The organism is Mycobacterium paraintracellulare (assembly GCF_000276825.1).
GTDB lineage: Bacteria > Actinomycetota > Actinomycetes > Mycobacteriales > Mycobacteriaceae > Mycobacterium > Mycobacterium intracellulare.
In genome coordinates, this window is the sequence record NC_016948.1 from 3,984,025 (window position 1) to 3,998,612 (window position 14,588).

Annotated in this window: 14 protein-coding genes and 1 pseudogene; 6 read left to right on the top strand and 9 right to left on the bottom strand. The window is 69.1% G+C overall.

Going from position 1 to position 14,588, the window contains the following annotated elements:
- Positions 1-9: 9 nt before the first annotated feature.
- From OCQ_RS18260 to OCQ_RS18270, 3 genes are all read right to left on the bottom strand, one after another.
- Positions 10-642 (bottom strand): vitamin K epoxide reductase family protein, encoded by a 633-nt coding sequence (locus OCQ_RS18260; RefSeq protein ID WP_008258963.1) that lies wholly within the window; start codon positions 640-642, stop codon positions 10-12.
- The gene (locus tag OCQ_RS18265; RefSeq protein ID WP_041785129.1) at positions 639-1,406 is read right to left on the bottom strand and encodes a DsbA family protein; all 768 of its coding nucleotides are present in this window, start codon (positions 1,404-1,406) and stop codon (positions 639-641) included. The genes OCQ_RS18260 and OCQ_RS18265 overlap by 4 nt, the downstream gene beginning before the upstream one ends.
- A gap of 95 nt (positions 1,407-1,501) precedes the next feature.
- Complete coding sequence (locus OCQ_RS18270) at positions 1,502-2,620, bottom strand: alpha/beta hydrolase (protein WP_009955165.1); 1,119 nt, start codon at positions 2,618-2,620, stop codon at positions 1,502-1,504.
- 130 nt (positions 2,621-2,750) lie between these two features.
- Here OCQ_RS18270 and OCQ_RS27390 point away from each other — a divergent pair.
- Together OCQ_RS27390 and OCQ_RS18275 are read left to right on the top strand one after the other, a co-directional pair.
- Positions 2,751-2,971, top strand: a pseudogene (locus OCQ_RS27390) (aldo/keto reductase); the annotation flags it as partial.
- 5 nt (positions 2,972-2,976) lie between these two features.
- Positions 2,977-3,822, top strand: a complete 846-nt coding sequence (locus tag OCQ_RS18275; RefSeq protein WP_161807802.1) for an aldo/keto reductase — start codon at positions 2,977-2,979, stop codon at positions 3,820-3,822.
- Between the two features lie 7 nt (positions 3,823-3,829).
- On the opposite strand, the gene OCQ_RS18280 is transcribed toward OCQ_RS18275, so the two are convergent.
- From OCQ_RS18280 to OCQ_RS18295, 4 genes are all read right to left on the bottom strand, one after another.
- A complete protein-coding gene (locus OCQ_RS18280; RefSeq protein WP_009955164.1) occupies positions 3,830-4,543 on the bottom strand; it encodes an HNH endonuclease family protein in 714 nt (237 codons plus the stop codon).
- Positions 4,540-6,759: an ATP-dependent DNA helicase RecG gene (gene recG, locus OCQ_RS18285; protein WP_014385475.1), complete on the bottom strand. Its 2,220-nt coding sequence runs from the start codon at positions 6,757-6,759 to the stop codon at positions 4,540-4,542. Before recG ends, OCQ_RS18280 begins: the two co-directional genes overlap by 4 nt.
- A 2-nt stretch (positions 6,760-6,761) precedes the next feature.
- Positions 6,762-8,411: a DAK2 domain-containing protein gene (locus tag OCQ_RS18290; RefSeq protein ID WP_051019747.1), complete on the bottom strand. Its 1,650-nt coding sequence runs from the start codon at positions 8,409-8,411 to the stop codon at positions 6,762-6,764.
- Positions 8,412-8,576: 165 nt separating this feature from the next.
- Complete coding sequence (locus tag OCQ_RS18295) at positions 8,577-9,260, bottom strand: transglycosylase (protein WP_330981670.1); 684 nt, start codon at positions 9,258-9,260, stop codon at positions 8,577-8,579.
- A 459-nt stretch (positions 9,261-9,719) separates the two neighbouring features.
- On the opposite strand from OCQ_RS18295, the gene rpmB reads away from it, so the two are divergent.
- Positions 9,720-9,911 carry a 50S ribosomal protein L28 gene (gene rpmB / locus OCQ_RS18300; protein ID WP_008258973.1) on the top strand — a complete coding sequence of 64 codons (192 nt, stop codon included), beginning with the start codon at positions 9,720-9,722 and terminating at the stop codon, positions 9,909-9,911.
- Positions 9,912-9,917: 6 nt separating this feature from the next.
- On the opposite strand, the gene OCQ_RS18305 is transcribed toward rpmB, so the two are convergent.
- Together OCQ_RS18305 and OCQ_RS18310 are read right to left on the bottom strand one after the other, a co-directional pair.
- Positions 9,918-10,739 (bottom strand): mycofactocin-coupled SDR family oxidoreductase, encoded by an 822-nt coding sequence (locus OCQ_RS18305; protein WP_008258974.1) that lies wholly within the window; start codon positions 10,737-10,739, stop codon positions 9,918-9,920.
- Positions 10,740-10,741: 2 nt separating this feature from the next.
- Entirely contained in the window at positions 10,742-11,644 is a 903-nt protein-coding gene (locus tag OCQ_RS18310) for an SDR family NAD(P)-dependent oxidoreductase (RefSeq protein ID WP_008258976.1), read from the bottom strand.
- Between the two features lie 67 nt (positions 11,645-11,711).
- On the opposite strand from OCQ_RS18310, the gene OCQ_RS18315 reads away from it, so the two are divergent.
- The 3 genes from OCQ_RS18315 to OCQ_RS18325 are packed head-to-tail and all read left to right on the top strand — an operon-like array spanning position 11,712 to position 14,588.
- The gene (locus tag OCQ_RS18315) at positions 11,712-12,155 is read left to right on the top strand and encodes a nuclear transport factor 2 family protein (RefSeq protein ID WP_008258978.1); all 444 of its coding nucleotides are present in this window, start codon (positions 11,712-11,714) and stop codon (positions 12,153-12,155) included.
- A 5-nt stretch (positions 12,156-12,160) separates the two neighbouring features.
- Positions 12,161-13,351, top strand: a complete 1,191-nt coding sequence (locus tag OCQ_RS18320) for a sulfotransferase family protein (RefSeq protein WP_014385478.1) — start codon at positions 12,161-12,163, stop codon at positions 13,349-13,351.
- Positions 13,344-14,588, top strand: coding sequence for a hypothetical protein (locus OCQ_RS18325; RefSeq protein WP_008258980.1), 1,245 nt, complete (start codon positions 13,344-13,346; stop codon positions 14,586-14,588). Before OCQ_RS18320 ends, OCQ_RS18325 begins: the two co-directional genes overlap by 8 nt.

The window sequence follows — 14,588 nt, forward strand, 5'->3', positions numbered from 1 at the left end:
TCCAGATTCCTACAGCAGCGTCGACCAATAGTCCCAGAACCGCGCCATGCACAGCAGAAACACCGCGGTGAACCACAGCGCGGCGATCGACCATCGCCATTGGTACACCACCCACGCCGGGCCGGCTTGGCGGGCCTGCAGCGCAGGGCGATACGCGATCGAGGCGACCACCACCAGCAGCGACATGGTGACCGCCCACACCACCATGCAGTACGGGCACAACGCGCCGATGCGATACAGGCTCTGGAAGATCAGCCAGTGCACGAACATCGCACCGGCCAGCACCCCGGCCGTCAGTCCCAGCCAATACCATTGGGGCAGAACAACTTTCGTCAACGCCAGCAGTCCGGTGACGATCACCACGGTGAAGGCCACCAGGCCGAGCAACGGATTGGGGAACCCCAGCAGCGACGCCTGCGGCGTCATCATCACCGAGCCGCACGACAGGATCGGGTTGATGTTGCAGGACGGCACGTACGACGGGTCGAGCAGGATGTCGATCTTCTCGACCGTCAGCGTCATCGACGCCACCAGGCCGATCGCCCCGGCGATCAGCAGCCACCACGCGCTGGGCGCCGGCACCGGGGCCGGGGTGGGATCGGCGCTGGGATCGGCCGATTCGGTCGACACCGCGCCGGTCACATGGCGGCCGGCGCGACCGCGCCGTCGATGCCCGGGATGTTGCCCACGATCTCTTTGATCTTGCTGACCAGCGCGTCGGGCGTCGACGGGTCGTAGTCCTCGCCGTTGATCTTGATCGTCGGCGTGGCCTTGATCTGTGCGGCCGCGGCCTCGCCGGTGACCTTGTCGAGGTATTTGCCGCTGTTGATGCAGTCGGGCACCTTGCCCGCGGCGCCGGCCTCACGGGCGAGTTCGATCAACCGCGCGTTGTCCGGGAAGCTCTTGCCGGTTTCGCTGGGCTGAATGTCGGTGGTGAACAGCGCGGTATGGAAACGGCGGAAGGCGTCGAGGGATTCGTCGGCGACGCAGCGGGCCGCGTTGGCCGCGCGCGACGAATAGTTGTGGTTCCGCGAGCTGTCCAGGATCGACACCATGGAGTAATCGGCCGCGATGGCCCCGACGTCGATGAGCCGCGACACCGTCGGCCCGAAGGTGCGTTCGAAGTTGCCGCAGGCCGGGCACAGGAAGTCCTCGTAGAACGTCACCACGGCCTTGGGGTTGTTGGTGCCGGGCTGGGTGACCAGCTTGCTCGACGTCACCCGCACCGTGTCGCCCGCGCCGGTGGCGGCGGGCTTCTTGTGGTTCGACGTCACGATGTAGAAGACGAGGACGACCGCGAAGATCACGACGAACGCGGTACCGCCGATCTGGACGAGCCGGCCGGACCTACCGCCGGAGGCCGACTTCATGTCGAATCGTGGGGGGCGTTTGGGTTTGTCGGCCACAGGTTCCCTGATCTTTCGGTAGGCGAGTTGTCGGTCTGCCGACAAAGCGATCGGACAAGGCGCCTCTAGATTACCGGCGCGGGCCGCCGGGCGACTCAGACCCGGCTGAGGTGTGCGCGCAGGGCCGAGATCAGCTCGCTGGTCGCGACCATGCTGTCGCCGCCCAGCTGGAACATGTTGGCGAAGCCGTGGGTCAGCGAGCCCAGGTAACGCAGGTCGACCGCCGTCCCGGCGGCCCGCAGCGCCTCGGCGTAGGCCTCGCCCTCGTCGCGCAGCGGGTCGAAGCCCGCAACCGCGATCAGCGCCGGCGCCAGTCCGGCCAGCGATTCGGCCAGGGCCGGCGAGACGCGCGGGTCCGTGCGGTCCAGCTCCGAACGGCGCAGGTATTGGGACTCGAACCAGTCGATGTCGCGTTTGGTCAGCAGGAAGCCGCGCGAGAAAAGGCTCAGAGACCGGGTCTTCGCGGTGAAGTCGGTCCGCGGATAGATCAGCCACTGCAACACCGGCGCGGGGCCGCCCTCGTCGCGCGCCAGTTGGCTGACGACGGCGGCGAGGTTGCCCCCGGCGCTGTCGCCGCCGACCGCGATACGGCCGGGGGCGGCGCCCAGCTCGCCGGCGTGCTCGTATGCCCACGTGAACGCGGCGTACGCGTCCTCGATCGCGGCCGGCGCCGGGTGCTCGGGGGCCAGCCGGTAGTCGATCGACAACACGTGGACGCCCGCGTCACGGCAGGTCAGCCGGCACAGCGCGTCGTGGGTGTCCAGGTCACCGATCGACCAGCCGCCGCCGTGGTAGAAGACCAGCAACGGGGCCGCCGCGCCGTCGGCCGGACGATAGTGCCGGGCGCCGATGTCCCCGGCCGGGCCGGGCAGCGACAACTCGGTGACCTCGACGTGGATCTGCGGACCGGGGAAGCCCACGGTCGAGTCGTGCATCTGCGCCCGGGACGCCGCCGGGTCGTCGCCGACGACCAGCCCGTCGATGCCGACGGCGCGCAGGCCCGACAACATCAGCTGCAAGGTGGGATCGAGGGTGTTGCCGTCGATGATGACCGATCGGCCGCGAACCAGCCCTCGTCGCACCGCGGTCGGGATCCACGGGATGACCTTGACCCCGGCGCTGGTGACGGCGCCCTGGATGCGACTGGCCAGGGGCACCGACGCGCGCTGCGCTGCGGTGTGCACGTCTGGCGCGGCAGACAGAGGCTTGGTCATGGGCAACCCCCTTTTTCAAACAACGTGGCACCGCTTGACGACGAAAGTGATTTCACCCCTGAGCGGCCGCCGATTCCGGTGTGCCGCGCGACCAACTGTACGTGGTGGCGCACCGGGTACCGGAGGCCGCGGATGGACACCTGCCCAGGTGTTGATTAGGTTGCATTTGCTCCCTCGGTAATATCGTGATCCCCAAGCCGATGAAGCCCTCACGGATTGCGAGCAACTTCGACGTGTTCGATTTCGAACGCAGCGCCTCGAACTCGGCGCCGAACGCCGTTGATCTTCTCGCGCGATGGCGGAACCCGGCTCGGTGCACAATCTCGGACCATTAATTTCACAGGCAGGTGAATGAATTGACTGGCGAGTCGGGCTCCGCCGCACCCTCAATTGCTCTCAACGACGAAAACACGATGCCGGCCCTGGGCCTGGGCGTCGCGGAATTGTCGGACGACGAGACCGAACGCGCGGTATCGGCGGCGCTGGAAATCGGTTGCCGGCTCATCGACACCGCCGCGGCCTACGGCAACGAGGCCGCCGTCGGGCGCGCCATCGCCGCCTCCGGGATTCCGCGCGCCGAGCTGTTCGTGACCACCAAGCTGGCCACCTCCGATCAGGGTTTCAAGGGGGCGATGGACGCCTGCACCGCCAGCCTGGAACGGCTGGGCCTGGATTACGTCGACCTGTACCTGATTCACTGGCCGGCCCCGTCGCTGGGCAACTACGTGAACTCCTTCGGCGGAATGATCCAGTCCCGCGGGGACGGGCAGGCCCGCTCGATCGGCGTCTCCAACTTCACCGAGGAACACCTGACGACCGTCATTGACCTCACGTTCGTCACTCCCGCGGTCAACCAGATCGAGCTGCACCCGCTGCTCAACCAGGAGGCGTTGCGCAAGACCAACGCCGAGCACAACGTCGTCACCCAGTCCTACACGCCGCTGGCGCTGGGCAAGCTGATCGACAACCCGACCGTGAGCTCGATCGCCGGCGAATACGGCAAGACCGCCTCGCAGGTGCTGCTGCGGTGGAACCTGCAGCTGGGCAACGCGGTCGTCTTCCGCTCGGCCAAGGAAGAGCACATCGCGACCAACATGGACGTGTTCGATTTCGAGTTGGCCGCCGAGCACATGGATGCGATCAACGGGCTCAACGACGGCACCCGGCTGCGCCCGGACCCCGACACCTACGAGGGTTCATAACCGACGGCTACCCCGCGGGGCAGCTCGCGGCGGCCTGACGCAAAACACCGGTCGACGCCGCATCCACCGGCAGCGCATAGCCGCGCAGCACGGCGATGAATTGCATGGCGTACTGGCAGGCGAACGCCCCGTTGGGCGGCATCCATTGGCCCGGTGGCGAATCGCCCTTGTCCTGATTGGCCGGCCCGTCGACGGCCAGCAGGTTGGCCGGATCGTTGGCGAAGCGCAGCCGCTCGGGCGCCGGCCAGCCGTACGCGCCCATGTCCCAGGCGTACGCGAGCGGCACGATGTGGTCGATCTGCACCGATTCGCCGACCTTGGGGCCGCGCGCAAAGGCGATCGTCTTGTTGGTGTACGGGTCGTGCAGCGTGCCCGTGGCCACGGCGTCCGGGCACCGCTTGATCGACACGTACGTCTTGTCGACGAGATCGCGGTTGAGGATGTCGTCGCGGGTGTCGCACCCGTTGTGCCCCAACGGCGCGTCGTTGTCGTCATCCCAGGCGTCGCCGAACGCCGCCCGCAGGTAGTCGTAGCGGTGCAGCCGCACCGGCACGACCGCGATGCCCGCGAGCACGTCGACGCCGGGCAGCACCGTCGGAACATCCGCGCGCGCAGCGTATTCCGCGGAGTGCCGGGAGGCCGAGGTCCCGACCGTCTGGTAGGCCACCACCACCGCGAGCGCGGCCGCCGCGGCCAACCACAACAGCACCTTGCGGTTCAACTCTTGTCCAGGTATTCGATGCGGTCGGTGTCGGTGAATCGCGCCGCCAGCACGGCCAATCCGGGATCGGAGGGGTCCTCGGAATAGGTTCGGACGCAGAATTCCCGCGCCGCCTCGATGTACTCCAGATGGTCGGCCAGGGACAGCAACCGCAGCGTGATCGCCCGGCCGGACTGGTTGCGGCCCAAGACATCTCCCTCGCGGCGCTCCTTGAGGTCCAGGTCGGCCAGGGCGAAGCCGTCCAGCGTCCCGGCCACCGCGCGCAGCCGCCGGCCGGCCGGCGAGTCGGGCGCGGACCAGCTGGCGAACAGGCACAGGCTCGGGTGCCGGCCGCGGCCGATCCGGCCGCGCAGCTGATGCAACTGGCTGATCCCGAACCGGTCGGCGTCCATCACCAGCATCACGGTGGCGTTGGGGACGTCGACGCCGACCTCGATGACGGTGGTGCACACCAGCACATCGATCTCGCCGGCGCGGAAGGCCGCCATCACCGCGTCCTTCTCGTCGCCGGACAGCCGCCCGTGCATCAGCCCCAGCCGCAGGTGCGCCAGCTCGCCGGAACGCAGTCGGGCGTAGAGGCCTTCGGCGGTCTCGGGGGCCTTGGCGTTCTGTTCCTGCGCGCCCGGATCGTCGTCCTCGTCGATGCGGGGCGCCACCACGTAGGCCTGCCGGCCGGCGGCGACCTCTTCGCTGATGCGCTGCCAGGCGCGGCCGAGCCAGGTGGGCTTGTCCTTGACGAAGATGACGTTGCTGGTGATCGGCTGGCGTCCACGCGGAAGTTCGCGCAGCGTCGACGTTTCCAGGTCCCCGTAGACGGTGAGCGCGACGGTGCGCGGGATCGGCGTCGCCGTCATCACCAGCAGGTGCGGGGTGACACCGGGACGGGCCTTGGCCCGCAACTGATCTCGCTGTTCGACCCCGAAGCGGTGCTGCTCGTCGACCACCACCATGCCCAGGTTGTCGAACTCCACCGCGTCCTGCAGCAGCGCGTGGGTGCCGACGACGATGCCCACCTCGCCTCCGGCGATCTCGGACCGGATCTGCTTCTTCTGCGCGGCGGTCATGGAACCGCTGAGCAGCGCCACCCGGGTGGCCCGATCGGCGCCGCCCAGCTGGCCCGCCATCGCCAGCGGGCCGAGCACGTCGCGGATGGATCGAAGATGTTGCGCGGCAAGCACTTCCGTCGGGGCCAGCAGCGCGCACTGATAACCGGCGTCCACCATCTGCAGCATCGCCAGCACCGACACGATCGTCTTACCCGAGCCCACCTCCCCCTGCAGCAGGCGGTTCAGCGGGCGGTTGGACGCCAGCCCCTCGGACAGCACGCCGAGCACGTCACGCTGCCCCGCGGTCAGCTCGAAAGGCAACCGCCCCAACAGTTCCGCGGCCAAACCGTCCGAACGCGGCGGCGCCGGGGGCCCCGATTCCGAAAGCTCGCCGTGCCGGCGGGCCACCAGGGCCCACTGCAGCCCGACGGCCTCGTCGAAGGTCAGGCGCTCGCGTGCCTGCTGACGGCGGGGCTCGCTTTCGGCGAGGTGGATGTCGCGCAACGCCTGATCCTCGGAGACCAGGCCGAATTTCGCGCGCAGGTCCTCGGGCAGGGGATCGGGCACCGGGTCGAGGACGTCGAGCACTTGGCGGACGGTGGCGAAGATGGTCCAGCTCTGCAGCTTGGCGCTGGCCGCATAGATCGGGAAGAAGTGGCGCTGATACGCGTCCGCGATGTCTTCGCCGGTGGTGGCGTGCGAGGCGTTGGCGATGCTCTTGAGGGACACGGTGCCGCGGTTCTTCCCGTCCGGCGTGTCGAGGAGGAGAAACGCGGGATGGGTGAGCTGCATGACGTTCCTGAAGAACCCGACCTCGCCGGAGAGCATCACCTTGGTGCCGGTGGTGAGGTCCTTTTTGATGTAGTTCGCGTTGAAGAACGTGGCGGTCACCTTGTTGCGCCCGGAGCCGAGCGTGATGCGGTGGCAGACCTTCTTCGGCGTCTTTTTCATCGGGAACGTCTCGGTGTCGGTGATCGTGTCGACGATGGTGATGTGTTCACCGGCGGGCGGCCGTTCGTCGTCGGCGTCCCAGCGGCTGGCGCCCTCGGTGTAGCTGCGGGGGTAGTGGCGCAGCAGGTCGTTGACGGTCCGGATGCCGAACACCTCGTCGAGGAGCTCCACGACCTTCCCGCCGACGGCGTAGTCCAGCCGGTCGGACAGCGACACCATCGCTACTCGACCCCGATCAGCAGCGCGTCACCGTGGTGGCCGGTGCGGTAGGTGACCAGTTCGGTCCCCGGGTGGTGGTCGTGCATGTGCTCTTCCAGGATGTCGCCGACGGCGCCGACGTCCCCATCGGTCTCGATGCCGGCGCCCAGCAGCACGGTCACCAGGTCGCCGCCGGAGGCCAACAGGAGGTCGAGCAGGCCGATCGCCGCCCCGACGGCGTCGGCGGCCACGATCAGCACCTCGTCGCCCGCGATGCCCAGGCCGTCGCCGGGATGGCAGCGGCCCGCCCAGGTCAACGCGCTCTCGGTGGCGATGCGCACCGATCCGTGCCGCGCGGCGCCGGCCGCCCGGGCCATGGTGTAGCCGTCGTCGACGGCCTGCCTGCCGGTCTCGTGCACGGCCAGCGCGGCCAGGCCCTGCACCATCGACCCGGTCGGGATCGGCACCACGTCGATCCCCCAGCCGATGGCCGCCGTGCACCCCGCGACCAGCTCCTCGGCGGCCACATAGCCGTTGGGCAGCACCATCACCTGCGCGGCGCCGGTGTCGACGACGGCGCGCATCAGCTGGTGCGCGCTGATGTTGGTCGTGGGATCGTGCGCCGCGGGGTCGCGTTGCAGCACGGAGGCGCCTTCCCCGGCGAACAGCTCGGCGGCGCCGTCGCCGTCGACGACGGCCAGCACCGCCCGTTCCCGCGTCCAGCCGCCCGCGGGCAACCCGGGGGCCCCGGAGCTCAGGGCCGAGATGACGATGCGGCTGAGTCGTCCGGCCGTCAGTCCCGCCTCGACGGCGGCGCCGGCGTCGTCGGTGTGCACGTGCACGGAATAGGTGCGTTGCGCGGACGACGGCGCCGACGCGATGCCCACCGAATCGCCCAGGTCCTCCAGCCGGTCCCGCAGCGCGTCCGCCGCCGCGGGCTCGCAGCCGTCCAGCCGGTACATCACCTCGAATTGGGGCGCCGGGCGCGGCGCGGGGGCTTCGGTGCGCTGCGCCCGCGGCGCGAGCTCGTAGACCGCCCGGGCGGGCGCCTGCCCCGTGATGGTGGTCCGCAACGCGTCCAGCAGGACCAGCAGGCCCCGCCCGCCGGCGTCCACGGCTCCGGCGTCGGCGAGCACGTCGAGCTGCTCGGGGGTCTTTTCCAGGGCGACCACCGCCGCGTCCCCGGCGGCGATGACCGCCGGCGCGAGCCCGTCCCCGGCGCGCGCGCACTGCTGCACGGCGGTCGCGGCGGCCCGTAGCACCGAGACGATGGTCCCCGGGACTTCCTCGCCGCCCATCGAGGTGATGACCAGCTCCACGCCGCGCTGCAGCGCATCGCCCAGCACGACGGCGTCGATGTGGGGCAGGTCGCCGCCGGCGTCGCTCGCGGCGGTGGCGGTGACGTCGGCGAGGCCGCGCAGGATCTGCGACAGGATCACCCCGGAGTTGCCACGGGCGCCGTTCAGCGCGCCGGCCGACAGCGCGGCCGCGGCCCGGGCGGCGCACCCCGAGCCGCCCTGCGCGTTCAGTTCCGCCAGGGCCGAACGCATGGTGAACAGCATGTTCGCGCCGGTGTCGGAGTCGGCGACGGGAAAGACGTTGAGTCGATTGATCTCGTCGATGTGGGTGATCAGGTCGCTGACGGCGGTGTGCGCCCAGTCTCGCAGGGTCATCGCGTCCAGGAGACGTAGCTGCGACGTATCAGCAGTGCCCAGTTGACCCACCTCCTCCGCACCTGTCTCCCGGTGGGCGCCAGCGTAGCCCGGCGACGCAGCCGCTGCGCTCAGTTGCTCCGCGCCGTTGAGGAAGATCGAGCGGCCGGCCGGCAGCGGCAGAGCTTAATAGCCCTGCCGGATACCGGGATTGGCCTGCCCCACCAGCGCGCGCTGATTGCTGCCGTCGCGGCTGACGCCGTAGCGGCTCATCTGATAGTTCATCGACGCGCATGCGGCCGCCACCGGATCCCACGCCGAGTTCGACGTCCCGGGCTGGTGGAAGGCCGCGAAGGTATCCGGCATTACCTGCCACGGGCCGCGCGTGGCGTGCAGCGGGCCACCGTCGAGCTGAGAAGGCCCGTAGGCGTTGCTGTCTGACAGGTTGATCGCACCCGAATGAAATTGCGATTCGTGGTCGGCGATGGTCATCATGCCCTCGATCCAGTGACCACGGGCCGACGCCTCGGTGACGCCGACCCGGGTCAGTGCCTCCTCGAGATAGCCGCGGATCGCGTCGGGTCCGTCCGGCCACACTCCCCGACCGTCGAAAGCGACCTGCCGCAGCTGGATTCCGCCGCGCACCGCGGCCGCCTCTTGCACCGCGGGACGGGGCGGACGGGGCTGCCACCACCACGTCGCATCGGCTGGAGCGGGGCCCGATGCTCTCGGGCCCGGTCCGCCCTGCCCGATGCCGTCCTGCCCGCCCACAGCGGTCGGGCAGTTGACCGACGTACTCCCTATGGCGACGCTGCCCAGCGCCGCCACCACCAGATAGGCCGCCGCCACCCGGCGCAACCTCAACACCAACCGTCGTACGCCCGCCGGTGAGCCCCGCCCGCTTTCGACGTCGGCTGGACCGGCGGCGTTTTCGGCGCGCGCAACCACCCCGCGCACTCCCCTCAAGCCTGCCGATATTCGCTTCCCAGCCTCATCCGCAGCTCCGCGCGGGCCGGCACCACCGGGAAGAAGACTTCAGCCAATCAGCGCGCCGTCCGCACCTGATATAGGCAGCGACCGCACCGACCATCGGCGGCGACGCCATCCTAGCGGCGCCGCGTCCGAGCAGCCCGGATTCGCGCCGGTACTGTGATCGACTCGGTGTTTACCGCCCAAGGGGTCGCGGCGCACACCTGACCCCGGCATGGCCCGGGCCGCCCGTCGACGTTTTGGTGGTTACCACGACAATCGGTATTCTGATTGGGCCCGGTGAGGCCGGGCTGTCCCGGCCGGATTGCCGGACCCCCGAGATTTTGAGGAGCTTGAACAATGGCCGCTGTGTGCGACATCTGCGGGAAAGGCCCCGGCTTCGGCAAGTCGGTGTCGCACTCCCACCGCCGCACCAGCCGCCGGTGGGACCCCAACGTCCAGACCGTGCACGTCGCCCGTCCGGGCGGTAACAAGCAGCGCCTCAATGTCTGCACGTCCTGCATCAAGGCCGGCAAGGTCGTCAGGGGCTAGTTCCCCCTACATGACGACGTGGCCGGCGTCGACCGGGATCGACACCCCGGTCACGTAGCGCGACCGCGGCCCGGCCAGCCACAGCACCGCCTCGGTGACGTCCCGCGCCTCGACCAACGGCACGCCGGGCAGCAGCATCTGCGAGACGGCCGGGTTCGGGTTCTCCGTCATCCGGTTCACCACGAAGTCGTTGAGAATCATCGGCGTCGCGACACCGCTGGGGTGCACCGAGTTGACCCGAATCTTGTGCGGCGCATACGCATTGGCCGCCGAGCGCATCAGACCCACGACACCGTGCTTGGACGCCGCGTAGGCGAACATCGCGGCGCTGCCGTCACCGCCACGTCCGGTCAGGCCCTGCGACGAACTGACCAGCACGACCGAGCCGCCGACGCCCTTGCGCACGATCGAGGGGACCGTCGCCAGCATGGTGTGCCACACACCCTTGAGGTTGGTGTCGACGATCGTGTTGAACACCGGTTCGGCGTCGGGCTCGGTGACGCCGATCGCCACCACCCCGGCGTTGGCGATGACGACGTCGACCTCGCCGAGCTCGTCGATGCCCGCCTGCACGCCGGCCCGCAGACCCGCAAGGTCGCGCACGTCGGCGATCACCGGAACCGCTTTGCGGCCCGCCGACCCGACCAGCTGGACCGTTTCGGCCAGCTCTGCCTCGGTGCCCAACGCGTAGGGAATGGCCTCGAGGTCGGCGCAGATGTCGACGGCGATGATGTCGGCGCCCTGCTCAGCCAGCGCGACGGCGTGGCTGCGGCCCTGGCCGCGCGCGGCGCCGGTCACGACGGCGACGACGTTGTCGAATTCACCCATGCTCAGATCTCCAGTTTCGTGCCGGTCTCGCGCTCGGCGAAGGCCACCAGCCGCGCGGCCGTGTCGTAGTCGCATGCCAGTTGCGTGCGGCCGATGAGCACCGGCCCACCGCGCAGCCCGAACCTGCCGCTGACCCCGACGTAGCTGCCGGGCGGAATCGGCTCGCTGATGCAGTACAGCGTCGGCGCCGCGCCCTCGTCGATGTCGTTGGCCAACCGGTCGGCCACCGCCTTGACCCCCTTGTGGGCCAGCGACATCAGCGGCGAGTCGCCCAGGTTGGACAGGTTCGAGGCCACCCAACCGGGGTGGGTGAGCTGCGTGACGAGCGGCGATGCGGCCGCGCGCAGCCTGCGGTCCAGCTCGAGCCCCCACAGCATCACGGCGAGCTTGGACTGCGCGTAGGCGCCCAACCTCGTCCACTTGTGGCGGCGCAGGTGCAGGTCGTCGAGGTGCAGCGTCGCCGACCGGTGGGCGTCGGAGCCGACGTTGATGATCTGCGAACGCACCTTGGGCAGCAGCAGGTTCGTCAGCGCGAACGGCCCGAGCAGGTTGGTGCCCAGCGTCATCTCGAATCCGTCGACCGTCTCGGTGCGGCGGTCGGTGAGCGCGCCGGCGTTGTTGATCAGGATGTCCACCGGCTCGTCGATCAGGCCGGCGAAGGCCCGCACCGACGACAGGTCGGCGAGGTCGAGCTTGAGCACCGACGTCGCACCGCCGCCGTTCGCGGAGATTTCGGCAGCGCGTTGCTCGCCGAGTTCGGTGTTGCGCACGGCCAGGATCACGTGCGCGCCGGCGTGGGCGAGCGCGCGCGAGGTGCCCAGCCCCACCCCGTTGGTCGCTCCGGTCACGATCACGCGCTTGCCGGTCAGGTTGCCGAGCCTGCTCGGCGTCCACGGTAAGGTCACGGCGACTAAGAGTAATCGTCGGTTCTATGTAAGTTGGACCGGACGGACTTTCCCGAGGCGGTTCGACATGAGTGACAGCGCCACCGAGATCACCAATCTCATCTACACCTATGCGCAGCTGCTCGACGGCGGCGACCTGGACGGGGTGGCCCGCCTCTTCGAGCACGGCCGCATCTGCGGCGTCGAGGACGGCCCGCCGGAAACGGTGTTCGCCGGCTCGGCGCGGGTCCGCGAGATGTACGAAATGGCCACGCGCATCTACGAAGACGGCACCCCGAAGACCAAACACAACACCACCAACGTCCAGCTGTACATCGACGAGGCTCAGGGCACCGCGACGAGCACGTCCTACTACTGCGTCACCCAGGCCACCCCCGACCTGCCGCTGCAGGTCATCGTGACCGGGCACTACAAGGACACCTTTCACCGGGTGGACGGCGCCTGGTGTTTCGACAGCCGCACCATGTTCGTCGACCAGGTCGGCGACGTCAGCCACCACCTGAAGTTCTGAGCCTCGTGCCATCCCCCAGCGTCTTCGAGCCGGCCGCCGTCCTGGCCGACGCGCAACGCAAGGAAGGGCTCACCGACTGGGGCCCGGGCGAATTCGAAGAGCCGCTGACCGTCCTGCTGCGCGACTATGCGCGCGCCGACCTCAACGCGATCGGCGCCCACATCCTGCGCTCGGGCATCGTGCACAGCCTGCGGATGCGGCTGCGCACCCAGGAGTGGATCCGCCGCCATCCGGAGATTCTCGACGAGCGGGTGGCCGCGCCGATCGTCGTCGTCGGGATGATGCGCAGCGGGACCACGCTGTTGCAGCGCCTGCTGGCGGCCGATCCGCGCTTCGTCTGCGCGTACGGGTGGGAGGTCGTCGAGGTCGCGCCGCGGTTGAACCGTCCGTTCACCGGGGTGGATCCGCGCATCGCCATCAGCCAAGCGCGCGAGGCGAAATCGCGCGAACTGGCGCCGGAGTTGTTCTCCATCCACCCGATGTACGCCACCGAAGCCGAGGAGGAGATCGTCTTTTTGGCGGACGCCTTCTTGTCACACGTCCCCGAGTCGGGCGCCCACCTGCCCCACTACCGAACCTGGCTCGACGACCAGGACTTCTCCCCCGCCTATGGCTACCTGCACCGCATGCTGCAGTTCCTGCAATGGCAAAAAAGCCAACGCGGGCTGGCCGGTCAACGGTGGGTGCTCAAATCGCCGGCGCACCTGGGGTATTTGGGCCTGCTGCGCGCCCAGTTCCCCGACCTGCACGTCGTGCACATGCACCGCCATCCTCGCACCACGATCGCGTCGGGGGCCAGTCTGAACGCCACGCTGCACGCGATGCACGCCGACGTCGTCGACGCCCACCGGGTCGGCGCGCAATGGCTGGCACGGATGGGCTGGACCAACGACCGTGCGATGACGACCCGCGACGGCTGGTCCGACGACGGTGAGCGCGTCACCGACATCGGGTTCGACGATGCGGTGGCCGACCCGATCGGGCAGGTGGCCCGCGTCTACGACGCGATCGGGCTGCCGCTGACGGCCGAGGCCGAGGACGCGATGCGGCGCTGGCTGCGTGAGCGCCCGCGCGAGGCGGCGCGCCCGCCCTACGGCCTGGAGAACTACGGTCTGCTTCCCGAGCAGGTCGACGAGCGATTCACGTTGTACAACAAGCGATTTGCACGATATATCGGAGGAACAGCGCATGCCTGAAGACCCGGTCGCGACGGCATCCCAGCACGAACAGGAACTGGCGGCGCTCGAGCTGATCGAGCATCCCACCGTCAAGGCCGCGTACCGGACCGTTGCCGAAACCTGGCTGGGCCGCGCCAAGGCGTCCGACGCGATGCGCGAGCGGTTCGACGGCGCGTTCGCCGAGGTGATGTTCTCGGCGGCGATGTGGTCGTCCAACCAGGACAAGCTGCGCCCCAAGGTCAGCTGCATCACCCGGCTGGCCCACCCCGTAAACGGCCGCCGGATCCCCGGATCGCGGTGGGGCATCGACAATCCCGACAGCGTGTACCGGGTGATCCCCATCTCCGGGGACGAGCGCTACGAGATCCACGGCCGGGTCGGCGAACACCGGATGACCGAGAACTACTTCACCCTCTGGGATGCGAACATGGGCACCGTCGACGTGCTCAACGGCCGCACCATGCGGGTCGATTCCGACGGCAGCTTCACCATCACCGTCGACTCCGAACCCGCCAACGGCCGGCCCAATCACGTGCGGAGCACCCCGGCGGCACACGAGTTCTACATTCGAGACGTACTGCTGGACTGGGGCCGCGACGACCCCAATCACCTTGAGGTGCAACGGCTTGGCGCCCCGGCGTCAACACCGGCACGCACCCTTGACGAGCAGGCCGAGGCCACCGCCGCCATGATGGATTACTTCGCGAACTTCACCGGCAAGCTCAGCCACGGCGTGTACAAGATGCCGGCCAACCAGTTCAACCTGGCCTGGTCGGCCGACAAGATCGGCGCCATGCGCAACCAGGTGTACGTGATGGGCCGCTTCGATCTCGGCCCCGACGAGGCGTTCGTCGTCGACCTGAATGACGGTGGCGCCGAATACTTCACCGTCCCGCTCAGCAACGTTTGGGGCACCACGCTCGAGCTCGTCGACCGCACCGGCAGCCTCAACAAGGCGCAGTCGGTCCCCAACCAGGACGGCGCCTACACCTACGTGATCTCCCCCGTCGACCCCGGCGTGGCCAACTGGATCGACTCCGACGGCCTGCGCGAGGCCATCCTGACCCTGCGCATGGCGGAGTTCGGCGAAAACGGTCCCCGCGAAGACCTCGGGGCCCGCGGTCGCGTCGTCAAGCTGGACCGGCTCGACGCCGAGGTGCCACACCTGGCGCGGGTGAGCCCGCAGCAGCGGGCCGCCCAGCTCGCCGAGCGCCGCAAGGGATATCTGCGCCGCCTACCGGAAGGGACGATTTAG

Bases quoted from the DNA above. Each gene is read 5' to 3' on its own strand.
- rpmB (WP_008258973.1), top strand. From the start codon at position 9,720: ATGGCCGCTGTGTGCGACATCTGCGGGAAAGGCCCCGGCTTCGGCAAG.
- recG (WP_014385475.1), bottom strand. From the start codon at position 6,759: ATGGTGTCGCTGTCCGACCGGCTGGACTACGCCGTCGGCGGGAAGGTC.
- OCQ_RS18305 (WP_008258974.1), bottom strand. From the start codon at position 10,739: ATGGGTGAATTCGACAACGTCGTCGCCGTCGTGACCGGCGCCGCGCGC.
- OCQ_RS18315 (WP_008258978.1), top strand. From the start codon at position 11,712: ATGAGTGACAGCGCCACCGAGATCACCAATCTCATCTACACCTATGCG.
- OCQ_RS18290 (WP_051019747.1), bottom strand. From the start codon at position 8,411: ATGACCCTGCGAGACTGGGCGCACACCGCCGTCAGCGACCTGATCACC.
- OCQ_RS18325 (WP_008258980.1), top strand. From the start codon at position 13,344: ATGCCTGAAGACCCGGTCGCGACGGCATCCCAGCACGAACAGGAACTG.
- OCQ_RS18270 (WP_009955165.1), bottom strand. From the start codon at position 2,620: ATGACCAAGCCTCTGTCTGCCGCGCCAGACGTGCACACCGCAGCGCAG.